The sequence below is a fragment of the Citrobacter sp. C5_2 genome (assembly GCF_014596845.2).
In the GTDB taxonomy this organism is placed as follows: domain Bacteria; phylum Pseudomonadota; class Gammaproteobacteria; order Enterobacterales; family Enterobacteriaceae; genus Citrobacter; species Citrobacter werkmanii.
Genome location: NZ_CP115032.1, coordinates 4190569 through 4215418, shown reverse-complemented (window position 1 = coordinate 4215418; position 24850 = coordinate 4190569). Strand labels below are relative to the sequence as shown.

21 protein-coding genes and 1 pseudogene are annotated in these 24850 nt (G+C 52.7%); 10 read left to right on the top strand and 12 right to left on the bottom strand.

Features of this window, described 5'->3' with window-relative positions; translation table 11 throughout:
- The first annotated feature begins 48 nt into the window (after positions 1–48).
- Positions 49–438: an 8-oxo-dGTP diphosphatase MutT gene (gene mutT, locus ICA20_RS20560; protein WP_038642991.1), complete on the top strand. Its 390-nt coding sequence runs from the start codon at positions 49–51 to the stop codon at positions 436–438.
- A 90-nt stretch (positions 439–528) separates the two neighbouring features.
- Here mutT and yacG read toward each other — a convergent pair whose 3' ends face one another.
- From yacG to coaE, 3 genes are read right to left on the bottom strand one after another with little or no spacing between them, the layout of a single operon-like run.
- A complete protein-coding gene (gene yacG / locus ICA20_RS20555; protein WP_003018740.1) occupies positions 529–723 on the bottom strand; it encodes a DNA gyrase inhibitor YacG in 195 nt (64 codons plus the stop codon).
- Positions 724–732: 9 nt separating this feature from the next.
- Positions 733–1476, bottom strand: a complete 744-nt coding sequence (gene zapD / locus ICA20_RS20550; protein WP_038637234.1) for a cell division protein ZapD — start codon at positions 1474–1476, stop codon at positions 733–735.
- Positions 1476–2096, bottom strand: coding sequence for a dephospho-CoA kinase (gene coaE, locus ICA20_RS20545; protein ID WP_038637237.1), 621 nt, complete (start codon positions 2094–2096; stop codon positions 1476–1478). Before coaE ends, zapD begins: the two co-directional genes overlap by 1 nt.
- 225 nt (positions 2097–2321) lie before the next feature.
- Between coaE and ICA20_RS20540 the strand changes: the two genes are divergently transcribed.
- Positions 2322–3365 (top strand): GMP reductase, encoded by a 1044-nt coding sequence (locus ICA20_RS20540; RefSeq protein ID WP_038637240.1) that lies wholly within the window; start codon positions 2322–2324, stop codon positions 3363–3365.
- 34 nt (positions 3366–3399) lie between these two features.
- Here the strand turns inward: ICA20_RS20540 and hofC are convergent, their stop codons facing one another.
- From hofC to nadC, 4 genes are all read right to left on the bottom strand, one after another.
- Positions 3400–4602 (bottom strand): protein transport protein HofC, encoded by a 1203-nt coding sequence (gene hofC / locus ICA20_RS20535; protein ID WP_038637243.1) that lies wholly within the window; start codon positions 4600–4602, stop codon positions 3400–3402.
- A complete protein-coding gene (gene gspE, locus ICA20_RS20530) occupies positions 4592–5974 on the bottom strand; it encodes a type II secretion system protein GspE (protein ID WP_038637246.1) in 1383 nt (460 codons plus the stop codon). The genes hofC and gspE overlap by 11 nt, the downstream gene beginning before the upstream one ends.
- Before the next feature lie 9 nt (positions 5975–5983).
- Positions 5984–6421, bottom strand: coding sequence for a prepilin peptidase-dependent pilin (ppdD, locus tag ICA20_RS20525; protein ID WP_038637249.1), 438 nt, complete (start codon positions 6419–6421; stop codon positions 5984–5986).
- Positions 6422–6652: 231 nt separating this feature from the next.
- Positions 6653–7546, bottom strand: a complete 894-nt coding sequence (nadC, locus tag ICA20_RS20520) for a carboxylating nicotinate-nucleotide diphosphorylase (protein ID WP_038637251.1) — start codon at positions 7544–7546, stop codon at positions 6653–6655.
- Between the two features lie 87 nt (positions 7547–7633).
- On the opposite strand from nadC, the gene ampD reads away from it, so the two are divergent.
- Both ampD and ampE read left to right on the top strand, forming a co-directional pair.
- On the top strand, positions 7634–8197 hold the full coding sequence (gene ampD / locus ICA20_RS20515) for a 1,6-anhydro-N-acetylmuramyl-L-alanine amidase AmpD (RefSeq protein ID WP_038637254.1): 564 nt from the start codon (positions 7634–7636) through the stop codon (positions 8195–8197).
- On the top strand, positions 8194–9048 hold the full coding sequence (ampE, locus tag ICA20_RS20510; protein WP_038637257.1) for a beta-lactamase regulator AmpE: 855 nt from the start codon (positions 8194–8196) through the stop codon (positions 9046–9048). Before ampD ends, ampE begins: the two co-directional genes overlap by 4 nt.
- A 91-nt stretch (positions 9049–9139) precedes the next feature.
- On the opposite strand, the gene ICA20_RS20505 is transcribed toward ampE, so the two are convergent.
- From ICA20_RS20505 to aroP, 3 genes are all read right to left on the bottom strand, one after another.
- A complete protein-coding gene (locus tag ICA20_RS20505; protein WP_129694841.1) occupies positions 9140–10090 on the bottom strand; it encodes a family 43 glycosylhydrolase in 951 nt (316 codons plus the stop codon).
- The gene (locus tag ICA20_RS20500; RefSeq protein ID WP_038637261.1) at positions 10090–11496 is read right to left on the bottom strand and encodes an MFS transporter; all 1407 of its coding nucleotides are present in this window, start codon (positions 11494–11496) and stop codon (positions 10090–10092) included. Before ICA20_RS20500 ends, ICA20_RS20505 begins: the two co-directional genes overlap by 1 nt.
- Positions 11497–11653: 157 nt before the next feature.
- Positions 11654–13027 carry an aromatic amino acid transporter AroP gene (gene aroP, locus ICA20_RS20495; protein WP_087857667.1) on the bottom strand — a complete coding sequence of 458 codons (1374 nt, stop codon included), beginning with the start codon at positions 13025–13027 and terminating at the stop codon, positions 11654–11656.
- Positions 13028–13592: 565 nt separating this feature from the next.
- Between aroP and pdhR the strand changes: the two genes are divergently transcribed.
- The 6 genes from pdhR (at position 13593) to traT (ending at position 22184) form a co-directional block, all read left to right on the top strand.
- Positions 13593–14357 carry a pyruvate dehydrogenase complex transcriptional repressor PdhR gene (gene pdhR, locus ICA20_RS20490; protein WP_003018699.1) on the top strand — a complete coding sequence of 255 codons (765 nt, stop codon included), beginning with the start codon at positions 13593–13595 and terminating at the stop codon, positions 14355–14357.
- A 162-nt stretch (positions 14358–14519) separates the two neighbouring features.
- Positions 14520–17183 (top strand): pyruvate dehydrogenase (acetyl-transferring), homodimeric type, encoded by a 2664-nt coding sequence (gene aceE, locus ICA20_RS20485; protein ID WP_038637266.1) that lies wholly within the window; start codon positions 14520–14522, stop codon positions 17181–17183.
- A 14-nt stretch (positions 17184–17197) separates the two neighbouring features.
- Positions 17198–19090: a pyruvate dehydrogenase complex dihydrolipoyllysine-residue acetyltransferase gene (aceF, locus tag ICA20_RS20480; RefSeq protein WP_038637268.1), complete on the top strand. Its 1893-nt coding sequence runs from the start codon at positions 17198–17200 to the stop codon at positions 19088–19090.
- A gap of 175 nt (positions 19091–19265) precedes the next feature.
- Complete coding sequence (gene lpdA / locus ICA20_RS20475) at positions 19266–20690, top strand: dihydrolipoyl dehydrogenase (protein ID WP_003018686.1); 1425 nt, start codon at positions 19266–19268, stop codon at positions 20688–20690.
- Between the two features lie 269 nt (positions 20691–20959).
- Positions 20960–21244, top strand: a complete 285-nt coding sequence (locus tag ICA20_RS20470) for a hypothetical protein (protein WP_038637272.1) — start codon at positions 20960–20962, stop codon at positions 21242–21244.
- Positions 21245–21452: 208 nt separating this feature from the next.
- Entirely contained in the window at positions 21453–22184 is a 732-nt protein-coding gene (gene traT / locus ICA20_RS20465) for a conjugal transfer complement resistance protein TraT (protein ID WP_038637274.1), read from the top strand.
- Between the two features lie 60 nt (positions 22185–22244).
- Here the strand turns inward: traT and ICA20_RS20460 are convergent, their stop codons facing one another.
- Positions 22245–23039 carry a DUF2950 family protein gene (locus ICA20_RS20460; RefSeq protein ID WP_038637277.1) on the bottom strand — a complete coding sequence of 265 codons (795 nt, stop codon included), beginning with the start codon at positions 23037–23039 and terminating at the stop codon, positions 22245–22247.
- 10 nt (positions 23040–23049) lie between these two features.
- A pseudogene (locus ICA20_RS20455) lies at positions 23050–24651 on the bottom strand (DUF3300 domain-containing protein).
- Between the last annotated feature and the right edge of the window lie 199 nt (positions 24652–24850).

The following is a 24850-nucleotide window of genomic DNA, read 5'->3' as shown; positions in this document are numbered from 1 at the left end:
CTTATTGAAAAGGCGCAGACTTCTGCGCCTTTTTTATGGACGATGAAAATGAAAAAATTGCAGATCGCCGTCGGGATTATTCGTAACCAGCACAATGAAATTTTTATCACCCAGCGTGCGGCGGATGCCCATATGGCAAATAAGCTGGAATTCCCCGGTGGGAAAATTGAAGCGGGTGAAACGCCAGAGCAGGCGCTGATTCGCGAACTACAGGAAGAAGTTGGGATCACACCGACTCAGAATTCACTGTTCGAAAAGCTGGAGTATCAGTTTCCGGACCGGCACATTACGCTGTGGTTCTGGCTGGTGGAAAGCTGGGAAGGCGAACCGTGGGGAAAAGAGGGGCAACCGGCGCAGTGGATTGCGCAAGATGCTCTGAATGTGGAGGACTTCCCGCCCGCGAATGCCCCGGTAATTGAAAAGCTGATTGCGGGCTAAGGGTGTTCGTAGGCCTGATAAGCGCAGCGCCATCAGGCAAAACAACATGCAACGCCGGATGCGGCGTTGCTTTATCCCGTTTTAGCAGAATTATTTCTGCTCTTCACTCCAGTCGTCGCTTTCCGACAGATCGCCAGAGCTGGGGATACGTTTCTCTTCTGCGGCCCACTCACCCAGATCGATTAACTGGCAGCGTTTGCTGCAGAATGGGCGAAACGGACTGACTTCAGCCCACACCACGGGTTTACCGCAGGTTGGGCAGTTGACGATGGTTTGTTCAGACATGTTGACTCCTTAACAGCACGCCAGATCAAAATCGAGACGCTCAGGCACCTGGCCATTCTCGCTATCCAGCGGCATAAAACGAATGGCAAAACGGCTCTTATGACCAGAAATTTGCGGATAAAGCTGCGAATCCAGCGGCAGCTGCAAGCGCAGCAAATCGGCATCTTCGCCGTTGTCCTGGTAAAAACCATTCAGGCTGGTTTGTTTACGAAACGGCGCCGAGTTACGAATTAAATCCAGCACCAGCGACAACGCCTGGTTGAGTGGATTCAGGCTGGCAAGCCAGGTTTCAACCTGCGCGTCGCGTTGCGGCTGCGGTAAATGTAACCAGATATGCAGGGTGGGGAGATCGAAACTGCAGCATCCGCCAGGAATGCTTAAACGCTGACGCACGAGGCCAATCAGGCGATCTTCACGCAGCGTTTGTCCAATGCGTGGGGCCGAAATCAGAATGCTGCCCGCGCTTTTTAACTGTTGGCGCAATGCGTCGATTCTGCTTTGATCGACGCCGGGAACTTCAACCCAGGCCTGGAGTTTACGCTGTTGTCGTTCAAGTTCTTTCAGGAGTTCGGTGCGAACTTCACCGCGTTCAAAGACATCCAGTAAATCGCCGATATTACGGAAAAAATGCAGTGCGCCTGCATGGTCTGCAATAGGTAAATTAACGGAGAGCTGTTGGATCAAAAACTCTATGCGCAGCCATGTACGCATCTTCTCATTGAGAGGGTGTTCAAAAAGGACCTGGGTGTGCATTACGGTTTTTCCTGTGAGACAAACTGCAACGCGCATTGCAAATAGAGCGCGTGCAGGCGGGCGACATCCGAGGCGATGGCTTCCGGTGCGCCATTATTATCAATAACATCGTCTGCCACGGCCAGACGCGCTTCACGCGTAGCCTGGGCAGCAAGAATTTTTTCAACATGCTCGCGCGTCACATCATCACGCTGCATGGTTCGTCTGAGCTGGGTCTCGGGGGTGACATCCACCACCAGCACGCGGTTGGCTTTTTTATACAGCGAATTCTCTACCAGCAACGGGACAACCCATAACAGATAGGGCGAGGTCGCTTGATCAAACTGACGCTGTGTTTCCTGCTGAATAAGCGGATGGAGCAGCGCATTTAGCCAGCTTTTTTCCTCAGGATTGGAAAAAATACGTTCGCGTAAAATGCGTCGCTGTAGCGAACCGTCCGCGGCTATCACGTCGGAACCAAAATGTTCTTCAATCGCCATGAGGGCAGGCGTACCTGGTTCAACCACCTGACGCGCAATGATATCTGCATCAATCACGTTTATTCCGAGGTCAGCGAACGCATTTGCAACGGTGCTTTTACCACTGCCAATGCCGCCGGTTAAGGCTACTGTATACCTCATAGATGCAGATCCTGGAGTTTAAGTTTGATTATCAAACAGTTAAAAGTTAAGCGCGCGAAGGCGAGGCTGCTGCAGGATTAACCTACTATTCGCCAGGTAAATTTATGGGATTGTAGCGTAAAAAAAGAGAATTTCGCAGTCTTGCGCGGCATTGATTAGTGCGTATGATAGCGTCACTGGAGTTGTGAGTTTCGATTTTTCGCCATTAACCCCAGGAATCCGCACATGCGTATCGAAGAAGATCTGAAGTTAGGTTTCAAAGACGTTCTTATCCGCCCTAAGCGTTCTACTCTCAAAAGCCGTTCCGATGTTGAGCTGGAACGTCAATTTACCTTTAAGCATTCAGGTCAGACCTGGTCCGGCGTACCGATTATCGCTGCGAACATGGACACTGTCGGGACATTTGCCATGGCAAAGGCGCTGGCATCCTTCGACATCCTGACCGCTGTGCACAAACACTATTCTGTTGAAGACTGGTCTGCCTTTATCGCGGATAGCTCTGCCGATATCCTCAAGCATGTGATGGTTTCCACCGGCACGTCTGACGCAGATTTCGAAAAAACCAAACAGATTCTGGCGCTCAACCCGGCGCTGAACTTTATCTGCATTGATGTGGCAAATGGCTACTCTGAGCATTTTGTTCAGTTTGTGTCAAAAGCGCGTGAAGCATGGCCGACGAAAACGATCTGTGCGGGCAATGTGGTTACCGGCGAAATGTGTGAAGAGCTGATACTTTCCGGTGCGGACATTGTCAAAGTCGGTATTGGGCCTGGTTCTGTATGTACCACGCGTGTAAAAACCGGCGTTGGCTATCCGCAGCTCTCGGCAGTGATTGAATGTGCCGACGCAGCGCACGGTCTGGGCGGTATGATTGTCAGCGACGGTGGCTGCACAATGCCGGGCGACGTGGCAAAAGCATTCGGCGGCGGTGCGGACTTCGTTATGCTCGGCGGTATGCTGGCCGGTCATGAAGAAAGTGGCGGCAAAATTGTTGAAGAGAACGGTGAGAAATTCATGCTGTTCTACGGTATGAGCTCTGAATCTGCCATGACGCGTCACGTAGGTGGTGTTGCACAGTACCGCGCCGCAGAAGGTAAAACCGTTAAGCTGCCGCTGCGTGGTCCGGTTGATAATACCGCTCGCGATATCCTCGGTGGCCTGCGTTCAGCTTGTACTTATGTAGGCGCCTCCCGTCTGAAAGAGCTAACCAAACGTACAACGTTTATTCGTGTACAGGAACAAGAAAACCGCGTTTTCAATAGCCTGTAACATGATGAAGCTGGCGTGTGGTAATGCGCCAGCTTTATCCTACGCCGCTCATTGCATCTCCCAAATGGAAAATCGGTAAATACATCGCGACAACCAGCGTACCGATGATCAAACCCGTAATGACCAGTAACGCGGGCTCAAGTAGCGCAGCCAGATTTTCCGCCTGAGACAGCGTTTTCTCCCCGTGATGGTGGGCGAGATTACGCAGCATTGCATCCAGCGAGCCGGATGCTTCCCCCGTTCTTACCAGCTGTATACATAATGGACTGAATTCGCCGCAATTTTTCAGCGCCAACCAGACAGGTTTCCCGGCGCTGATATCGTGATGAACCTGCGCTAAACGTTGAGACCAGAAAGGGCTGGCAAGCGTTTCACTAACGCTCTCAAGACCCTGTAAAAAGGGAATGCCAGCGTTTTGTGTTAACGCCAGAACGGTAAAGATCTGCGTGAGTTTTTGCCCTCTGACCATTGCTCCTGTAACAGGGAGCCCAAGCAACCATTTCTGACTCAGAATGCGCCAATACGGTTTCTGTTTGATCACGTGATATGTCATAACCGAGAGCATCGTGAATGCTACCGCCAGCCACCCCCATTGGCTGCTGTAGTGGGCGATGGCAATCATCCCCCGAGTGAGCGCTGGTAGTGGGGTGTTAAACGTTTGGTAGATGGCGGCAAACTCAGGGAGCACAAACTGCAGCATCGCAAATACCACTATTACCGCCATCGTGATGATGATTATCGGATAGCGCAGGGCTTTTTTAACTTTATCAGCGAGTTGCTGCTGCTTTTTTTGCTGTCTGGCGAGTTCAAAACAGCAGTCATCCAGCTTACCTGTAAGCTCTCCGGTACGAATCATCGCCTGATAAAGTGGCGGAAAAACGTGTTGCCATGTTGCGAGTGAGGTGGAGAGGGAAATGCCCTGCTCCATATCGTGAGCCAGCGTGCGCAGGAGCGCCTGCCACTGGCTGCTGGGATGCTGTTCAGCCAGCAGGGTTAGCGCTGCCGAGAGTGTTAGCCCTGCTTTCAGTAAGGTTGCCAACTGATGTATGGTTTCGGCGCTTCTTTCACGGCTCCAGTGAGAGTTTTTGACACGGATACGTTTAATACGTAACGGCGTGATATGCCGCTGCTCCAGCGCTTGTATCAGCGAGAGTCGGGTATCAGCCCATAATACTCCTTCCGACGGCTCACCTTCGTTGTTAATGCCTTGCCAGCGCCAAAGCTGTTTAGCTGACATGCGGCATGCCCAGTACGCGAATAAGTTCTTCATATGTCGTTAAGCCTTGTTCGACAGCCTGACAGCCATTCTCGAAAAGCGTACGCCCTGATAGCTGAGCATCTGACTCGACTCCGTCTGCGGATGTGCCACTGGCGATGCTCTGGCGTAATGCAGGTGTCACCGGGAGCACTTCAAACAATGCGGTACGACCATAAAAGCCGTGATAACAATGTTCGCAACCAGGCGCATGCCAACGTGGCAGTGGCATGGGCCAGATTGCTTGGGGGAGCGTAATGGATGTCTCCAGGCGTTGTCGGCAATGGGGGCATAGCTTTCTGACCAGGCGCTGGGCAATGACGAGCGTCAGCGCGGAGGCGATCATCCAGCGCGCAACCCCCATTTGCTGCAGGCGTACCAGCGTTTCACTGGTGGAATTAGTATGCAGTGTTGACAGAACCAGATGACCGGTTTGTGCCGCCTTAAGCGCTATTTCAGCCGTTTCGCCATCGCGGATTTCGCCGACCATAATGATGTCGGGATCCTGGCGCAGCAGAGCGCGCAATACGCCCTGAAAAGTAAGACCTGCGCGTGGATGAATTTGTGTCTGGTTAAGGCCTGCGATGGGGATCTCTACCGGATCCTCTACGCTACAAAGATTCACCTCTGATGTATTTCGGGTTTGTAGCGCGCTGTACAGGGTGACCGTTTTACCACTCCCGGTAGGCCCGGTAACCAGAATCAGCCCTTGAGGCTGCTGCAACGCTTGCGAAAATGCTGCCAGCTGCGCGTCCTGCATGCCCAGCGCGGTGATATCCAGTGTCTGATCGACCTGATGAAGTAGCCGTAGTACAACCTTTTCACCCCAACGACAGGGCAGGGTGGAGATACGAAACGAGATGGGTTGTCCTGAAATCTCAATGGTAAATTGTCCGTCTTGTGGCAGCCGGTGCTCGGCAATATCCAGGCTGCCTAATACTTTTAATCTTGCGGTGATAGCGATGCCCATCTCAGTTGTGACTTCCGGCAAAACGTGTAATACGCCATCCACGCGTAATCTGATCTGATAGCGATGTTCCGCTGGTTCAAAGTGAATATCAGAAGCCCGTTGCGCCAGGGCGGATTGAAACGTCTGATTCAGCAACCCAGCTGCGGTGGCGCTGCTTTCAGACACTACGACCGGTAACATTTTCTGTGGCGTATGCGTGTGGCCTTCCATTTGCTGGCGCGTCCAGCAAACAATGTCGATACGTCGGGTGGTGGCAAAATGCAGGGCGTCCAGCAGCTCATGGGACGGTGCATCCACCACGGCGATGTGCACTACTTCATTGTCTGCATCGAGTAATATCCCCTGATAACGTTGGCATAGCGCCGTGAGTTGCGTGGTATTCATCTCTTTTCCTTAGTACGTGTCGAAGCGAAAAACGTCTTCGCAAGCCTGTTGTAGTGCGCTGTCATTTGGAATGGCGCAGTTACGGTTCCAGCCGGTAATACCGTTGGCATTGTCCCAACCCGGCGTCATCGTGATACTTAGCCCATTCAGGCTTTCCTGGCCTGTGAGGCTGACAACGCCTTTTTCAACCCTCATGCCTGAGACATAACGGGTGGTTGTGGGGGAGGGAATGCCATTGGTCCCGGCATCGCAAGTCTCTGTTCCACCATGCTCCAGCGCACAGAGCTCGACCGCAGTGCGATAGGGGACAAAGGTTTGTAGCATGTCTGTCAGGGCGGCTTTGCGTAGATAGTTTTGATAAGCCGGAATGCCGATGGCGCTAAGAATGGCAATGATGCCAATGACCACCATCAGTTCGATAAGCGTGAAGCCTCGTTGTTTATCCATTGTTGATTCGCTTCTGAGTTAGCTGGCGCTACTTTGGCAAATCGAACGGATCTTAGGCGAGAGACAAAAAACAGAACGGGAAAGCGGGTTCAGAGGATTTTTACGAAATTACAGGATCAGACAACGTATTTGCGAAGGGGCTCGAAGAAACTGCCTGATGACGGCGTAAATGCCTTATCCGGCTGGGGGAGGCCCGATAAGCGAAGCGCCATCGGGCCTTGCAATGAGCAATTAACGAAAACGCATGGAGAGATCGAGCGCGCGGACGTGCTTGGTCAGTGCGCCAACGGAGATAAAGTCCACACCGGTTTCGGCAAATTCGCGCAGCGTTTCATGGGTGACGTTACCCGAGACTTCCAGACGCGCCTGGCCGTTGGTGCGTTTTACCGCTTCGCGCATTTGCTCAGTTTCGAAGTTATCGAGCATGATGATGTCCGCCCCGGCTTTCAGTGCGTCGTCCAGTTCTTCCAGGCTTTCAACTTCAACTTCAACAGGCACATCCGGATGCAACCAGAAGGCTTTTTCAACGGCCTTACGTACCGAACCAGAAGCAATAATGTGGTTTTCTTTAATCAGGAAGGCGTCAGAAAGCCCCAAGCGATGATTCGCGCCGCCGCCGCATAACACGGCATATTTCAGAGCGGTACGCAGTCCTGGCAGCGTTTTACGTGTATCCAGTAGTTGGGTTTTTGTCCCCGCCAGCAGATCGACGTATTTACGCACCTCGCTCGCCACGCCCGAAAGCGTCTGTACAAAATTAAGCGCGGTACGTTCGCCGGTCAGCAGTACGCGGGAGGGGCCGTCCAGCTCAAACAGCGGTTGATTAGCCTTAATGCTGTCGCCATCTTCGACATGCCAGATGATGTTGACATCATCGCCAGCCAATTGAATAAAGACCTCTTCCACCCAACGTTTCCCGCAAAAAACGCCATTTTCTCGGGTAATCACGGTGGCGTGGGAACGCATATCTTCGGGTAAAAGCTGTGCGGTGATATCGTTATTGGCATCAACTTCTCCGCCTAAATCTTCGCGCAGTGCCTGAGCTACAGCGGCAGGGATATCCAGATTTATGCGTTCCAACAGCGCGTCACGTCGGTAGTCAGGGTTATAGCGGCGAGGCGGCATGATAAAACTCCAAATTGCTAACGAATCATAAGGTAGAAACATGCTACCCTGAACCTGGTATGAGCACCACCAATAAGGAGATTCTGCATGTTGTTAGACGAGGGCTGGCTGGCAGAGGCGCGACGCGTTCCCTCTCCTCATTACGATTGCCGCCCGGATGACGAAACCCCTTCTCTGCTGGTGGTGCATAATATCAGTCTGCCGCCCGGCGAGTTTGGCGGCCCGTGGATAGACGCGTTATTTACCGGCACGATTGATCCCAAGGCCCATCCTTTTTTTGCTGAGATCGCCCATTTGCGCGTCTCGGCCCATTGTTTGATCCGCCGAGATGGTGAGATTGTGCAGTACGTCCCTTTTGATAAACGCGCCTGGCATGCGGGCGTGTCAAATTATCAGGGGCGTGAGCGCTGTAATGATTTTTCAATCGGTATTGAGCTGGAAGGAACGGATACGCTGGCCTATACCGATGCACAGTATAAGCAACTGGCCGCCGTGACGAATGCGCTGATTACGCGTTATCCGGCCATTGCCAACAATATGACTGGACACTGTAATATTGCCCCCGAACGTAAGACCGATCCCGGGCCGTCTTTTGACTGGGCAAAATTTCGCGCCCTGGTCACCCCCTCGTCGCACAAGGAGATGACATGACGTTGTTTACAACATTACTGGTGTTGATTGTTGAACGCCTGTTTAAGCTGGGTGAGCACTGGCAGCTTGATCATCGGGTGGAAGCTTTTTTCCGCCGAATTAAGCACTTCTCGATGATGCGTACGGCGGGCATGACCCTGATTGCAATGGGGCTGACATTCCTGCTGCTGCGCGCGGTTCATGGACTGCTGTTTAACGTTCCGTTGCTGGTGGCATGGATCTTAATTGGCTTGCTGTGCATCGGCGCAGGGAAGGCGCGTCTCCACTATCATGCCTATTTGCAGGCGGCCGCTCGCGATGACGCACATGCTCGTGAGGCGATGGCCAGCGAGCTGACGCTTATACATGGGGTTCCGCCGGATTGCGATGAGCGAGAGTTCTTGCGCGAGCTGCAAAACGCGTTGTTATGGAACAACTTCCGCTTTTATCTGGCGCCGTTATTCTGGTTGATTGTCGGTGGTCCGTGGGGACCGGTGACGCTGGTTGGTTATGCCTTTTTACGCGCCTGGCAGTCCTGGCTGGCGCGCTATCAGACGCCGCATCAGCGTCTGCAATCGGGTATTGATGCGATCCTGCATGTGCTGGACTGGATCCCGGTTCGTTTGGCTGGCGTAGTCTATGCGTTGCTGGGACACGGCGAGAAAGCGTTGCCGGCCTGGTTTGCCTCACTGGCGGATCTGCATACTTCGCAATATCAGGTGTTAACGCGTCTGGCGCAGTTCTCTCTGGCGCGTGAACCGCATACTGATAAAGTCGAAACGCCAAAAGCGGCTGTTTCAATGGCGAAGAAGACCTCTTTTGTGGTGGTGGTGATTATCGCGTTGCTCACCATTTATGGCACATTAGTGTAGCGTTGTGCCGGATGGCGCTAACGCTTATCCGGCCTGGAATGGAAAACGTGTAGGCCCGGTAAGCATTAGCGCCACCGGGCAGTGCAACGGCTTAGATCGTATCAGCAGGCGGGATGCCAAAATCGGGCATCCCGTTTTCGTCCCAGCGCACCAGTTTCAGACGCGTATGGCGGTTTGGATCGTACAACGGATCGCCTTCAATCTCGGTATAATTTCTCGCGTGGTACACCAGTACATCTTCACCATCCGGCGTTTGCGTAAAACTGTTGTGTCCCGGTCCATACTGGCGATTTTCATAGCTAGTGGTAAAGACCGGGCGCGGTGATTTATGCCAGTTCTGCGGGGTGAGCGGATCGTCGTTGAGGCCAATCCACAGTAACCCCATACAGTAATTCTCATCGGTGGCGCTGGCCGAATAGCTGATAAACAGCTTGTCGCCATGCACCATGACTGCCGGCCCCTCGTTGACCCAGAAACCCCGGCATTCCCAGTCATACTCAGGATGGCTGAGCATGACCGGCTCGCCTTTAATCGTCCATGGGTTTTCCAGCTCTGCGAGATAAATATTGGAATTTCCGGCGATATCTGGCGATTTCTGTGCCCACAAATACCACTGTTTCCCCTGATGATTAAAGGTGGTGGCGTCCAGGGCGAAGGTATCAAACTGCGTTTTAATTTGGCCTTTCTCTGTCCACTTGCCGGTCAGCGGATCGGCGTCTGCGCACTCCAAGGCAAACATGCGGTGCTGGAACATCCCCAGGTTATCAAGCGCCTGAGTATGGGTAGCGGCAAAATAGATGTACCACTTGCCTGCCAGATGATGAAGTTCCGGCGCCCAGATGAGTTGGCTCATAGGACCATTTTCCGGCTTACGCCAGACGACAACAGGAGTGGCGGAGCGCAATCCCTCCAGAGAGTCGGCCCGACGAATCTCCAGTCGGTCATATTCTGGCACTGACGCAATGAAATAGTAGTGGCTACCGTCGCGTAAGATAAACGGATCGGCGCGTTGTTCGATAAAGGGATTTGGCCACTGTTTCATTAGGCTTTCCTTACGGGTTCAGTCGTTTTTATATCGTGGTATTCATTGAGTTCACGGTAGTTGGTACGGCGTTTTTCCAGATCGGTCTGGATTTGCTGCATAAACTCGCGGTCAACTTTTAGCAGGCGAACCACGCCTGCGGTAATCAGATAACCTACGCCAGGTATGATGGTGAACAGCAGCATAATACCGTTAATGGCGGAGTCGCTTTGCGCTTTCGCCCCTGCGTCGTAGCCGTACCAGGAGAGCAGGAAGCCTACCATCGCCCCGGCAATTGCCAGGCCCAGCTTGAGGAAAAACAGGTTACCGGAGAAACTGATCCCGGTGATGCGCTTACCGGTTTTCCACTCGCCGTAGTCATCGACATCCGCCATCAACGACCAGTGCAGCGGGGAAGGGATCTGATGCAGGACGTTGAGCAGGAAGTAGAGCACCATAATCATCATGGTGGCTTTCGGGTCGAAGAAATAAAATGCAGCGGAGAAAATCGCCAGGATGATGTTGGTCCAGAAGAACACCTTCAGTTTGCACCAGCGATCGGTTAATACCTTCGCCAGCATGCTGCCGATCATCATGCCGACGACGCCGAGGCTGATAAACAACGTGGCGAACTGCGTGCTTTGTTGCATAACCCACGTAACGTAGTACATGGTGGCGGCCATGCGAATAAAGCCCGGGCAGACGTTGCACAGGGTTAACAGCAGGATTTTTACCCACTGGTCGTTCTTCCACACGTCTTTCAGGTCGGCTTTTAAATCGTCGTTAGTCTGCACGGCGGGGCGAACGCGTTCACGGACTGATGCAAAGCAAAACAGGAACATACACATGCCGATGAAGGCGAGTACCGCCATCGCCATCTGATACCCTTTAGCTTTGTCTTCCCCGCCAAACCAGTCGGCCATCGGCAGCAGGGTAAGGGAGAGCAGCAGGGTTGCGATTCCTACCAATACAAAGCGATATGACTGGCAGGCGACGCGTTCCTTGGGATCGTTGGTGATAACGCTGCCGAGCGAGCAGTAGGGAATGTTGATCGCCGTATAGGTAATAGAGAGCAGGAAGTAGGTGACGAAGGCATAGATAACCTTGCTGTTATACGTCCACTCAGGGGTGGTAAACATAAGCACGCTGAATAATGCGTAAGGGAAAGCCATCCACAAAAGCCATGGACGAAATCGACCATATTTACTGCGTGTGCGGTCGGCCATCGCGCCCATTATAGGGTCGGTAACGGCATCGATAACGCGTACTGAGAGCAGTAATACGCCGACCAGGGCAGGCGCAAGACCAAAAATATCGGTGTAAAAATAGTTAACAAACAACATGATGGCGCCAAAGATGATGTTGCATCCGGCGTCGCCCATTCCATAGCCGATCTTTTCTTTCACCGTGAGCTTACTGGTTTCCATCAACTGCACTCCATTAATGAGATATGGAGAGAATTATTGTCTTGTACCGATGTTTTTACGTTGCAGGATAACGCCGCTGATATGGACGAAACAGTCGTGAGTGGGAAAGTGTGAGGCAGGTAACAACCCCCACCTGGTCCAGGTGGGGGAGGGAGGTTTAATGCGCTTTAACCGCGCGGGCCGTTTTCTGCTTGCACAGATAGCCGATGCCAAGAATACCAATCCATACCGGGATTAAGTACACCGAGATCGCCATGCCCGGCGTCATCAGCATAATCACCAGCACTGCGGCCATGAACAGCAGGCATACCCAGTTACCCAGCGGGTAGAACAGCGCCGGGAAGCGAGTGGTTACGCCCTGCTGCTGTTTGGCTTTGCGGAACTTCATGTGCGCCAGGCTGATCATCGCCCAGTTGATCACCAGGGCGGAAACCACCAATGCCATCAGCAGGCCAAAGGCGGATTCCGGCGCCAGATAGTTGATCAGCACGCACAGAGCCGTTACCAGCGCGGAGACAAGAATAGTGTTCACCGGTACGCCGCGCTTGTCGACGTTCATCAGCGCTTTCGGCGCATTACCCTGCTGCGCCAGACCGAACAGCATACGACTGTTGCAGTATACGCAGCTGTTATAGACAGAAAGGGCGGCGGTCAACACCACGATGTTCAGCGCATTGGCAACAAAGGTGTCGCCTAGCTCGTGGAAAATAAGGACAAACGGGCTGGTATCAGCGGTGACGCGCGTCCACGGCATCAGGGAAAGCAGAACCGCCAGCGAACCGACATAGAAAATCAGGATACGGTAGATAACCTGGTTAGTCGCTTTGGGAATGCTTTGCTCCGGGTTATCGGCTTCAGCCGCGGTGATGCCGACCAGTTCCAGCCCACCAAAGGAGAACATGATAATCGCCATCATCATCACCAGACCGGTGAAGCCGTGCGGCAGGAATCCCCCCTGGCTCCACAAGTTGCTGACGGTGGCCTGTGGGCCGCCGTTGCCGCTAAACAGCAGCCAGCCGCCGAACAGGATCATGGCGACTACGGCGATGACTTTAATAATGGCAAACCAGAACTCCATCTCGCCAAACACCTTCACGTTGGTCAGGTTGATGGCGTTGATCAGCACGAAGAAGGCCGCAGCAGAAACCCAGGTTGGGATCTCCGGATACCAGAACTGAATGTATTTACCGACGGCAGTTAGCTCTGCCATGGCAACCAAAACGTACAGTACCCAATAGTTCCAGCCGGAAGAGAAACCCGCGAAACCGCCCCAGTATTTATAGGCAAAGTGGCTAAAGGAGCCTGCAACCGGCTCTTCAACCACCATTTCACCGAGCTGGCGCATGATCAAAAAGGCGATAAAGCCGGCAATAGCGTAACCCAGGATAATCCCCGGTCCTGCAGACTGGATAACGGATGCGCTACCGAGGAATAACCCGGTACCAATCGCGCCACCCAGCGCGATTAGCTGTATATGGCGGTTTTTAAGGCCGCGCTTGAGCTGATCGCCATGCGGTTGACTTTCCATCATTAAACCTCGTGTGTGGTTTTACTCTTCATAATTTCGAGTACTTATTTTTTGAACTACGCAGTAATGCGTGTGTAAGTTTGCAATTCCGTTTGTTGTATTAATTTGTTTACAGATGCCAATAAGGAAATGTTGCTTAAATACTTTTGTCTTGAACAGAATAATGTTATGCGGGCGCGAATGCACCTGCTTTATGCGAGGGTGTTGACGAGTTGAATAAAAAGAAACCATTTGTAAATGCGAGTTTAACTACCACAAAATTTCCATTATGAATTTTTATTCATAAATTTTGCTTATTAACTCGATAATTAAGTGGGTGAATCGGTTCAGATAATATATTTTTTCGTTTAAATTAGGTTAAATCTACCCCGTGGTGGGTAAATTTAACATTTGTGCATAGTTACATGTTTGAAACGTTATTTCTGTAATGTTGTTAAAATGTGCCTCCTTTACTGATTTCAATCAAAACCTGTATGGACAGAAGGTGAATACTTTGTTACTTTAGCGTCAAGAACATGAAATTGGTAAGACCAATTGACTCCGGGCAAATGGCTTAAGACAGGAAATCATGGCCTACAGCAAAATCCGCCAACCAAAACTCTCCGATGTGATTGAGCAGCAGCTGGAGTTTTTAATTCTTGAGGGGACACTTCGCCCCGGAGAAAAACTCCCACCGGAACGCGAGCTGGCAAAACAGTTCGACGTCTCCCGCCCCTCCTTACGCGAGGCGATCCAACGCCTTGAAGCGAAGGGGTTACTGCTTCGTCGTCAGGGCGGCGGCACTTTTGTACAGAGTAGCCTGTGGCAAAGCTTTAGCGACCCACTGGTAGAGCTGCTCTCTGACCATCCTGAATCCCAGTTTGACCTGCTTGAGACGCGCCATGCGTTGGAAGGTATTGCAGCCTATTACGCTGCATTACGCAGCACGGATGAAGACAAAACGCGTATCCGTGAACTCCACCATGCGATCGAGCTTGCGCAACAGTCCGGCGATCTGGACGGCGAATCCGATGCGGTACTCCAGTATCAAATTGCTGTCACCGAAGCCGCACACAATGTGGTGCTGCTCCATCTGCTAAGGTGTATGGAGCCGATGCTGGCCCAGAACGTTCGGCAAAACTTCGAATTGCTGTATGCGCGTCGCGAGATGCTGCCGCTGGTAAGCAGTCATCGTACCCGTATCTTTGAAGCAATCATCGCCGGGAAGCCTGAAGAGGCGCGTGAAGCGTCTCACCGTCACCTGGCGTTTATCGAAGAGATTTTACTGGACAGAAGCCGTGAGGAAAGCCGTCGAGAACGCGCCTTACGCCGTCTGGAGCAACGAAAGAATTAGTGATTTTTCTGGCAGAACGTTAACCAGAAGATGTTGTAAATCAAGCGCGAACTAAAAGCGCGGCAACTAAACGCAGAACCTGTCTTATTACGCTCTCTGGCGAGAACGTAATGGGACAGGTTCCAGATAACTCAACGTATTAGATAGATAAGGAATACCCCCATGTCAGAACGTTTCCCAAATGACGTGGATCCGATCGAAACTCGCGACTGGCTACAGGCGATCGAATCGGTCATCCGTGAAGAAGGTGTTGAGCGTGCTCAGTATCTGATCGACCAACTGCTTTCAGAAGCGCGCAAAGGCGGCGTGAAAGTAGCGGCAGGTGCAGGGGCCAGCAATTATGTCAACACTATTGCCGTTGAAGATGAGCCGGAATACCCGGGTAATCTGGATCTGGAACGTCGTATCCGTTCTGCTATCCGCTGGAACGCCATCATGACCGTACTGCGCGCGTCTAAAAAGGACCTTGAGCTGGGTGGCCACATGGCATCCTTCCAGTCCTCCGCAACGGTATATGATGTTTGCTTCAACCACTTCTTCCGTGCACGCAACGAGCAGGATGGCGGCGACCTGGTATACTTCCAGGGTCACATCTCTCCGGGTATCTACGCACGCGCATTCCTGGAAGGTCGTCTGACCGAAGAGCAGATGAACAACTTCCGCCAGGAAGTTCACGGCAAAGGCCTGTCTTCCTACCCGCACCCGAAACTGATGCCGGAATTCTGGCAGTTCCCGACCGTCTCTATGGGTCTGGGTCCAATCGGTGCTATCTACCAGGCTAAATTCCTGAAATATCTGGAACACCGTGGCCTGAAAGATACCTCTAAACAAACCGTTTACGCCTTCCTCGGCGACGGCGAGATGGATGAGCCAGAATCTAAAGGTGCGATCACTATCGCGACCCGTGAAAAACTGGACAACCTGGTCTTTGTTATCAACTGTAACCTGCAGCGTCTTGACGGCCCGGTCACCGGTAACGGCAAGATTGTTAACGAACTGGAAGGCATCTTTGCAGGTGCTGGCTGGAACGTTATCAAAGTCATGTGGGGCGGTCGTTGGGATGAGCTGCTGCGTAAAGACACCAGCGGTAAACTGATCCAACTGATGAACGAAACCGTTGACGGCGACTACCAGACCTTCAAATCCAAAGATGGCGCATACGTACGTGAGCACTTCTTCGGTAAATACCCGGAAACCGCAGCCCTGGTTGCTGACTGGACCGATGAGCAGATTTGGGCTCTGAACCGTGGTGGTCACGATCCGAAGAAAGTCTACGCTGCACTGAAAAAAGCGCAGGAAACCAAAGGCAAAGCAACTGTAATCCTCGCCCATACCATTAAAGGTTACGGCATGGGTGACACTGCTGAAGGTAAAAACATCGCTCACCAGGTTAAGAAAATGAACATGGACGGCGTGCGTTATATCCGCGACCGTTTCAACGTTCCAGTGACCGATGAGCAGGTTGAAAACCTGTCTTACATCACCTTCCCGGAAGGTTCTGAAGAGCACACTTATCTGCACGCCCAGCGTCAGAAACTGCATGGCTACCTGCCTGCTCGTCAGCCGAACTTCACCGAGAAGCTGGAACTGCCGGCTCTGGAAGACTTCGGTGCGCTGCTGGAAGAGCAGAACAAAGAAATCTCCACCACTATCGCGTTCGTTCGTGCCCTGAACGTGATGCTGAAGAACAAGTCGATCAAAGATCGTCTGGTTCCGATCATCGCTGACGAAGCGCGTACTTTCGGTATGGAAGGTCTGTTCCGTCAGATCGGTATCTACAGCCCGAACGGTCAGCAGTACACCCCGCAGGACCGTGAGCAGGTTGCTTACTATAAAGAAGACGAGAAAGGTCAGATCCTGCAGGAAGGTATCAACGAACTGGGTGCCGGCGCATCCTGGCTGGCTGCTGCGACTTCTTACAGCACCAACGATCTGCCGATGATTCCGTTCTACATCTACTACTCCATGTTCGGGTTCCAGCGTATCGGCGACCTGTGCTGGCAGGCAGGCGACCAGCAGGCTCGCGGCTTCCTGATTGGTGGTACTTCCGGTCGTACTACGCTGAACGGCGAAGGTCTGCAGCACGAAGATGGTCACAGCCATATTCAGTCTCTGACTATCCCGAACTGTATCTCTTACGATCCGTCTTACGCGTACGAAGTTGCGGTCATCATGCACGATGGTCTGGAGCGTATGTACGGTGAGAAACAAGAGAACGTTTACTACTACATCACCACCCTGAACGAAAACTACCACATGCCGGCAATGCCAGCAGGCGCCGAGGAAGGTATCCGTAAAGGTATCTACAAACTCGAAACCCTCGAAGGTAAGAAAGGTAAAGTTCAGCTGCTGGGCTCCGGTTCTATCCTGCGTCACGTGCGTGAAGCTGCCCAGATCCTGGCGAACGACTACGGTGTGGGTTCTGACGTGTACAGCGTAACCTCCTTCACTGAACTGGCGCGTGATGGCCAGGATTGTGAGCGCTGGAACATGCTGCACCCGATGGAAACGCCGCGCGTTCCGTACATCGCTCAGGTAATGAACGACGCACCGGCAGTAGCATCTACTGACTATATGAAACTGTTTGCCGAACAGGTTCGTACTTATGTACCGGCTGATGATTACCGCGTACTGGGTACTGACGGCTTCGGTCGCTCTGACAGCCGTGAAAACCTGCGTCACCACTTCGAAGTTGATGCTTCCTACGTGGTTGTAGCGGCCCTGGGCGAACTGGCTAAACGTGGCGAAATCGATAAGAAAGTGGTTGCTGACGCAATCACCAAATTCAACATCGATGCAGATAAAGTTAACCCGCGTCTGGCGTAAGAGGTAAAAGAATAATGGCTATCGAAATCAATGTACCGGACATCGGGGCTGATGAAGTTGAAATCACCGAGATCCTGGTCAAAGTGGGCGACAAAGTTGAAGCTGAACAGTCGCTGATCACCGTAGAAGGCGACAAAGCCTCTATGGAAGTTCCGTCTCCTCAGGCTGGTATCGTTAAAGAGATCAAAGTCTCTGTTGGCGATAAAACTGAGACCGGCAAACTGATCATGATTTTCGATTCCGCCGACGGTGCAGCAGCGGCTGCACCTGCTCCGGCAGAAGAGAAGAAAGAAGCGGCTCCGGCAGCAGCACCTGCTGCGGCAGCGGCGAAAGAAGTACATGTACCGGACATCGGCGGCGACGAAGTCGAAGTGACCGAAGTAATGGTTAAAGTGGGCGACACCGTTGCGGCTGAGCAGTCTCTGATCACCGTTGAAGGCGACAAAGCCTCTATGGAAGTTCCGGCGCCGTTCGCAGGCACCGTGAAAGAGATCAAAATCAGCACTGGCGACAAAGTGTCTACCGGCTCCCTGATTATGATCTTTGAAGTAGCAGGCGAAGCTGGTGCGGCTGCCCCGGCGAAAGCTGAAGCGGCTCCAGCAGCAGCTCCGGCTCCGGCAGCCTCTGGCTCGAAAGAAGTTAACGTGCCGGACATCGGTGGTGATGAAGTTGAAGTCACTGAAGTGATGGTTAAAGTGGGCGATAAAATTGCCGCTGAACAATCACTGATCACCGTTGAAGGCGATAAAGCGTCAATGGAAGTTCCGGCGCCGTTCGCGGGCACCGTGAAAGAAATCAAAATCAGCACCGGCGACAAAGTGAAAACCGGTTCTCTGATTATGGTCTTCGAAGTTGAAGGCGCAGCGCCTGCGGCCGCTCCGGCTAAACAAGAAGCGGCGGCTCCGGCTCCGGCGGCGAAAGCTGAGAAGCCAGCAGCTCCAGCTGCAAAAGCGGAAGGTAAATCTGACTTCGCTGAAAACGATGCTTACGTCCACGCGACTCCGCTGATTCGCCGCCTGGCGCGCGAGTTTGGTGTGAACCTGGCGAAAGTGAAAGGTACCGGTCGTAAAGGTCGTATCCTGCGTGAAGACGTTCAGGCTTACGTGAAAGACGCGGTTAAACGCGCCGAGTCTGCACCGGCAGCATCTGCTGGTGGCGGTATCCCGGGCATGCTGCCCTGGCCGAAAGTGGACTTCAGCAAGTTTGGTGAAATCGAAGAAGTGGAACTGGGCCGTATCCAGAAAATTTCTGGGGCTAACCTGAGCCGTAACTGGGTGATGATCCCGCACGTTACGCACTTTGATAAGACCGATATCACCGATCTGGAAGCGTTCCGTAAACAGCAGAACGCCGAAGCTGAAAAACGTAAACTGGACGTGAAATTCACCCCAGTGGTCTTCATCATGAAAGCCGTTGCCGCCGCTCTGGAACAGATGCCGCGCTTCAACAGCTCTCTGTCCGAAGATGGTCAGCGTCTGACCCTGAAGAAATACATCAACATCGGTGTTGCGGTTGATACGCCGAATGGTCTGGTTGTTCCGGTCTTCAAAGACGTGAACAAGAAGAGCATTACCGAGCTGTCTCGCGAACTGACCACCATCTCCAAGAAAGCGCGTGATGGCAAGCTGACTGCTGGCGAAATGCAGGGCGGTTGCTTCACCATCTCCAGCATCGGTGGCCTGGGTACTACCCACTTCGCGCCGATTGTTAACGCGCCGGAAGTGGCGATCCTCGGTGTCTCCAAGTCCGCAATGGAGCCAGTGTGGAACGGTAAAGAGTTTATGCCGCGTCTGATGATGCCGATTTCGCTCTCCTTTGACCACCGCGTAATCGACGGTGCGGATGGTGCGCGCTTTATCACCATCATCAACAACATGCTGTCTGACATTCGCCGCCTGGTGATGTAAGCGAAAAAGCCGGCCCGACGGCCGGCTTTTTTCTGGTAATCTCATGAAGTCAGTGAGGTTATTGTGCGAAAGACAAATCGGTTGCCGTTTGTTGTTTCAAAATTGTTAACAATTTTGTAAAATACGGGCGGATAGAACGACCCGGTGGACGACGGGTATAAATTAAGAGGTCATGATGAGCACTGAAATCAAAACTCAGGTCGTGGTACTTGGGGCAGGCCCTGCAGGTTACTCTGCTGCCTTCCGTTGCGCAGATTTAGGTCTGGAGACCGTCATCGTAGAACGTTACAGCACCCTCGGCGGTGTTTGTCTGAACGTCGGCTGTATCCCTTCTAAAGCGCTGCTGCACGTAGCTAAAGTTATCGAAGAAGCCAAAGCGTTGGCTGAACACGGTATCGTTTTTGGCGAGCCGAAAACCGATATCGACAAGATTCGTACCTGGAAAGAAAAAGTTATCACTCAACTGACCGGCGGTCTGGCTGGTATGGCTAAAGGCCGTAAAGTGAAAGTGGTTAACGGTCTGGGTAAATTTACCGGGGCGAACACCCTGGAAGTTGAAGGCGAAAACGGCAAAACCGTGATCAACTTCGACAACGCGATCATCGCGGCGGGTTCCCGTCCGATCGAACTGCCGTTCATTCCGCATGAAGATCCGCGCGTGTGGGACTCCACTGACGCGCTGGAACTGAAAACGGTTCCTAAGCGCCTGCTGGTTATGGGCGGTGGTATCATCGGTCTGGAAATGGGTACCGTGTACCATGCGCTGGGTTCAGAGATCGACGTAGTTGAAATGTTCGATCAGGTTATCCCGGCTGCCGATAAAGACGTGGTTAAAGTCTTCACCAAGCGCATCAGCAAGAAATTCAACCTGATGCTGGAAACCAAAGTGACCGCCGTTGAAGCGAAAGAAGACGGTATCTACGTTTCCATGGAAGGCAAAAAAGCGCCTGCTGAAGCACAGCGTTACGATGCCGTGCTGGTGGCTATCGGTCGTGTACCGAACGGCAAAAACCTCGATGCGGGCAAAGCTGGCGTGGAAGTTGACGACCGTGGCTTCATCCGCGTTGACAAACAGCTGCGCACCAACGTGCCGCACATCTTTGCTATCGGCGATATCGTCGGTCAGCCGATGCTGGCGCATAAAGGTGTTCACGAAGGTCACGTTGCCGCTGAAGTTATCGCCGGTAAGAAACACTACTTCGATCCGAAAGTTATCCCATCCATCGCGTACACTGAACCAGAAGTTGCATGGGTTGGCCTGACTGAGAAAGAAGCGAAAGAAAAAGGCATTAGCTACGAAACCGCCACCTTCCCGTGGGCTGCTTCGGGCCGTGCTATCGCTTCTGACTGCGCAGACGGTATGACCAAACTGATTTTCGACAAAGAATCTCACCGTGTGATCGGTGGGGCGATTGTCGGTACCAACGGCGGCGAGCTGCTGGGTGAAATCGGTCTGGCGATCGAAATGGGTTGTGACGCTGAAGACATCGCGCTGACCATCCACGCGCACCCGACGCTGCACGAGTCCGTCGGTCTGGCTGCCGAAGTGTTCGAAGGTAGCATCACCGACCTGCCGAACCCGAAAGCGAAGAAAAAGTAATTTTTCCAAAATGATAAAAAGCGGCTGAATGGCCGCTTTTTTTATGTGTTTGTTACAAAATAGTGTCAAAATTTGGCAAAAATTAAGGTGAATAGCCGAATTGCCAGAAAATGTTTTTTCCCGTACTGCACGATAAGCCCGAACCGCATGAAATCGGCATTCCAAATCAACTTCCTGTTTCACAAGAAATAAATCACCTTATCTTGTCATTAGATGAAACTAATAACCCTCTAAACTAATAGTGTGATAACAAATTGAGAGGGGAAATGATGAAACGTTTTTTCAAAGCAGCAGTAATGACTACCGTGTTTATTTCCGGCATGGCGCTGGCGCAGGATGCCGTCATCCCATGGGCTACCAACAGCGGTGGTACCGAAAGCACGCATATTGCGGCAATGGGACAAAATTTGAATGTACAGCATCAGCAGATTAGCCAGACACAGGAAGGTGTATGGGCAACAAACTCTGGCAGCATTCGGGCTGACGAAGTAGCACTTACCAGCACTAAGCCAGCGTTTAAAGGTTATCCTGAATTAATGCCGCATCAGAATTAACTCTCCCGCTCACGTCAGACACATCTTCGCTGACGTGAGCGTCTGGGCAATGACGCCAATCCCAAACTACCAGTTCTGGTAGTCATCTTATTGATATTTCCGCTAAAAAAAATTGCGCAACTGCCGATACTTTTTTCGCCATTGTGTGGCTACTGGCCGCGCGCTTAAGAGGCTCTGGACTCTTTATTACACGAAAAAAGGAAAAAACATGTCTTTAAAAAAAATCGCGGTTGTTGGCATGGTTGTCGCGACAATGACCCTGACCGGGTGTGGCGCCATGACCACCGCCGTTAAAAAACGTAATCTTGAAGTGAAAACGCAGATGAGTGAGACCATCTGGCTGGAGCCTTCCAGCGAGAAGACCGTCTACATTCAGGTGAAAAACACTTCCGATAAAGACATGAGCAATCTGCAAACCCTGCTGGCAAATGACCTGTCGGCTAAGGGCTATAAAGTGACCAGTTCGCCGGATAACGCTTACTACTGGGTGCAGGCGAACGTACTGAAAGCGGACAAAATGGATCTGCGCGAAGCTCAGGGCTTCCTGAAGACCGGTTATGAAGGGGCGGCGATGGGGGCAGCTTTAGGTGCGGGGATTACCGCCTATAACAGTAACTCCTCCGGCGCGGCGCTGGGCGTTGGCCTGGCAGCGGGACTGATCGGTATGGCTGCTGATGCGATGGTGGAAGACGTAAACTACACCATGGTCACTGACCTGCAAATCTCCGAGCGCAGCAAAGCGAAAGTGACAACAGATAACGTTGCCGCGCTGCGTCAGGGGACGTCCGGCATCAAGCTGCAAACCAGCACTGCGCAAGGCGATCGCGCAAAATACCAGACTCGTGTTGTTTCAAATGCGAATAAGGTAAACCTGAAGTTCGAAGAAGCGAAGCCGGTTCTGGAAGCTCAACTGGCGAAATCTGTTGCTAACATCCTGTAATTTGTTGCGAGTTGCCGGGGGCTACGCTTACCCGGCAACTCATCCTTCGACTCTGGGGATTCAGGGCGCGACAGGCTGCCAGGTTTTATCCAGGTGGTAGGCGGTTAACGCCTGTGCTTTTTGCTGCGACTCCTCGCCAAGATCCGCCTGATAGACCTTGTCATCACCGTTGACCATAAAGCTCATCACGCCAGTATGATCGTAGCTAACGGGCCAGGCAACCATCGCAAAACCGCTGGTTTTGTCGGGAAGAATACGGAAATGATAACCGTGATAGCCTGTACCGGGTTCCTGCGGACTGAAGGCTGGTCCAAGCGGGCTTGGCGCTTCACCGGGTGAAACGGGCCAGTACAGACCATCTTTTTTCCCTTCAGAGCTGACAATCTTTTGTGCGTACGTCTGGTTCATCGCAAAGTAGCTTTGCTGAGCATCGACGTAGGCATGTAACGCCTCGATGGCAGCGAGTTCGTTGCGCCCAATCTCACGGGTCAGTATCTCTTCGGCCGCTTCCTTAATATCAAATTGCCAGCCAGAGGTGGTTTTAACCACCGGGATCGGCAGTTGCCAGTCGCTGTCCCCGACCACCAGGTGCGCGGTATTACCGTCGACAACGGTGTTATGGCGAACCTTCCAGTCGCGCAGGAAGCGGTCTACCGCATCAGGATCGACGCCTTCCGGCGGCAGAAACTCGCGCCAGTTTTCCCCGAGCAGGTTGTTCATCGCACTTTCATTTTGCTCACTAATAGCGTTTGCCAGCGCATTGGTGGCCTGATCTGGCGTGCTGAAGGATTGCTGCGCCATCGCGGTGGCCGAAACCATGAACAACACCATTCCACTGAGTAGTTTATTTTTCATGTCGGTTCCCTTAACGATGACGGAATTCACGGTGTTCAGCACGACCGCCGGATAGCTGGCGAGATGGCTGGTTGCGGGCGAACTGCCTGCTTTGGGCCCCTCGCTGCTGCTGCGCCTGCCAGCTGGCGGAGCGACTGTCATTGCCGCTCAGCGCATTGGCGCGCGGCTGGCTGGTCCGTTGTTGAAAATTATGTTGCTGTATATTGCGTTGCTGCGCCGGTTGCGTGATCCGTTTCTCCTGGCGCTGGGCGGCAGCCTGGCGATTTTCACGCTGCTGAGTGTTTGCCCGTTGCGCCGTTTGCGGTTTGGTATCGTAACCGCGGTAGTTATTACGCTGAGAAATTTGCTTCAGTTGTTGACTGGATGCCTGACGCTGGGCGTCTCTCGTGCCCGTACGCGCCGTTTGCGGGAATGTTTTCCCCGTTGATTTTTCCATCTGGCTCAGGGCTGCCTGACGCTGGCTATCACGGTTGACCGGTCGTTGCTGGGTTGAGCTTAAGCCCGTTGCCGTATTAGTGGAGTGAAAGCGGTTATTGAGCTGGCTATTAGGGTACGGCACACCCTCGCGGTAGGCCGGGTTGTGCTACCAGTTACGGTTGGCGTCGGTTAGCCGTTGTCCGCTGATTTTATTGAAGTTATCAACGTTGATATTGATGTTGTTATCGCCGTTGCGGTTATACCCGCCATGGTTATCCCAGTCATCGTGATGATGGTGGTCCCAGTCATCGTCATCATCCCAGTCGATGTTGCTGAAGATGGCATAGGTTGTGGCAACACCGAGGCTGAAGCCTAAACCGTTCACGAAGCTGTTGCCAAACTGCTCGCCGGGCGTTGGCGGCAGATAGGTTGGCGGATAGGCGGTATTGGGCCAGGTGCCGTAAACCGTGTTCGGGTTATAGGTGGGGACGTACACCACCTGTGGATCGGCGGATTCAATTTTGATAATCGTTGGGCTTGTCGTGGCGGTCGTGGTAGTAGAACTGGTTGTTGACTCGCTGGTGACGGTTTTAGCCGGTGCCGCTTTTGTCACAGTAGTGACGGTCTGTTGCGGTGTCGATTGCAACGCCCCGGTTTGTTGCGCCAGCGCGCGCAGGCGTTGTACGGAGTCCATGACGTCTTTCGGTTGCGCAAGGAAAGCGTCACCCAGGCTTTGTACCCACGGCGGATTTTCACCCATCAGTGACATCAACTGTGGAAAGGCAACCAGCGATTTCACGCTGGGATCCCATGGTTGACCAGCAACGGCCTGAATGGCGGCATCGCCCTGCATTTTGGGATTATCTTTTGACCACTGCGCGGCCTGGATGACGTTAGCCGGATAGGTTGAGGCCATCAAAATTTGTGACAGCAGTGAATCCGGATAGAGCGCGATAGGCGCCACCCACTGATCGATTTGCGCAGCCGAGTATGTCGGCGCGGCAGCAGGCGCAGGTTGCTCAACGGGAGCAGGGGCCGCTACGGGAGCTGGAGCCGGCGTTGAAGGTTGTTGTGTGACGGGGGCCGGCGAAGCGGGTTCCGTTACGCGACTTTTAACGAACATCACGCCAGAGGCGGCAAACAACCCGGCACTGCACAGAAGAACAAGCAGATGTGGCTTTAATGGCAACTTCATAAAATGACTCCAACGAGACAAGCGCTGTGCCGTGAGGCGTTCCTGTTGCCGCGAGTATCATGCACCCGTGTTTGACAGTTTTGACTTTTATTGGGGATTCAGCCGGCAGGTCCGGAAAAAGAGTGTGAGTATTTATTACACAATTATATCTGATGGCTAAAAAAACGCTGGAAAATTCAGCATGTCACGCTTGAAAATC

Bases quoted from the DNA above. Each gene is read 5' to 3' on its own strand.
- ICA20_RS20540 (WP_038637240.1), top strand. From the start codon at position 2,322: ATGCGTATCGAAGAAGATCTGAAGTTAGGTTTCAAAGACGTTCTTATC.
- coaE (WP_038637237.1), bottom strand. From the start codon at position 2,096: ATGAGGTATACAGTAGCCTTAACCGGCGGCATTGGCAGTGGTAAAAGC.
- ppdD (WP_038637249.1), bottom strand. From the start codon at position 6,421: ATGGATAAACAACGAGGCTTCACGCTTATCGAACTGATGGTGGTCATT.
- ICA20_RS20460 (WP_038637277.1), bottom strand. From the start codon at position 23,039: ATGAAAAATAAACTACTCAGTGGAATGGTGTTGTTCATGGTTTCGGCC.
- ampE (WP_038637257.1), top strand. From the start codon at position 8,194: ATGACGTTGTTTACAACATTACTGGTGTTGATTGTTGAACGCCTGTTT.
- mutT (WP_038642991.1), top strand. From the start codon at position 49: ATGAAAAAATTGCAGATCGCCGTCGGGATTATTCGTAACCAGCACAAT.
- aceE (WP_038637266.1), top strand. From the start codon at position 14,520: ATGTCAGAACGTTTCCCAAATGACGTGGATCCGATCGAAACTCGCGAC.
- traT (WP_038637274.1), top strand. From the start codon at position 21,453: ATGTCTTTAAAAAAAATCGCGGTTGTTGGCATGGTTGTCGCGACAATG.
- hofC (WP_038637243.1), bottom strand. From the start codon at position 4,602: ATGTCAGCTAAACAGCTTTGGCGCTGGCAAGGCATTAACAACGAAGGT.
- nadC (WP_038637251.1), bottom strand. From the start codon at position 7,546: ATGCCGCCTCGCCGCTATAACCCTGACTACCGACGTGACGCGCTGTTG.
- yacG (WP_003018740.1), bottom strand. From the start codon at position 723: ATGTCTGAACAAACCATCGTCAACTGCCCAACCTGCGGTAAACCCGTG.
- aceF (WP_038637268.1), top strand. From the start codon at position 17,198: ATGGCTATCGAAATCAATGTACCGGACATCGGGGCTGATGAAGTTGAA.
- ICA20_RS20505 (WP_129694841.1), bottom strand. From the start codon at position 10,090: ATGAAACAGTGGCCAAATCCCTTTATCGAACAACGCGCCGATCCGTTT.
- ICA20_RS20470 (WP_038637272.1), top strand. From the start codon at position 20,960: ATGAAACGTTTTTTCAAAGCAGCAGTAATGACTACCGTGTTTATTTCC.
- zapD (WP_038637234.1), bottom strand. From the start codon at position 1,476: ATGCACACCCAGGTCCTTTTTGAACACCCTCTCAATGAGAAGATGCGT.
- lpdA (WP_003018686.1), top strand. From the start codon at position 19,266: ATGAGCACTGAAATCAAAACTCAGGTCGTGGTACTTGGGGCAGGCCCT.
- gspE (WP_038637246.1), bottom strand. From the start codon at position 5,974: ATGAATACCACGCAACTCACGGCGCTATGCCAACGTTATCAGGGGATA.
- ampD (WP_038637254.1), top strand. From the start codon at position 7,634: ATGTTGTTAGACGAGGGCTGGCTGGCAGAGGCGCGACGCGTTCCCTCT.
- aroP (WP_087857667.1), bottom strand. From the start codon at position 13,027: ATGATGGAAAGTCAACCGCATGGCGATCAGCTCAAGCGCGGCCTTAAA.
- ICA20_RS20500 (WP_038637261.1), bottom strand. From the start codon at position 11,496: ATGGAAACCAGTAAGCTCACGGTGAAAGAAAAGATCGGCTATGGAATG.
- pdhR (WP_003018699.1), top strand. From the start codon at position 13,593: ATGGCCTACAGCAAAATCCGCCAACCAAAACTCTCCGATGTGATTGAG.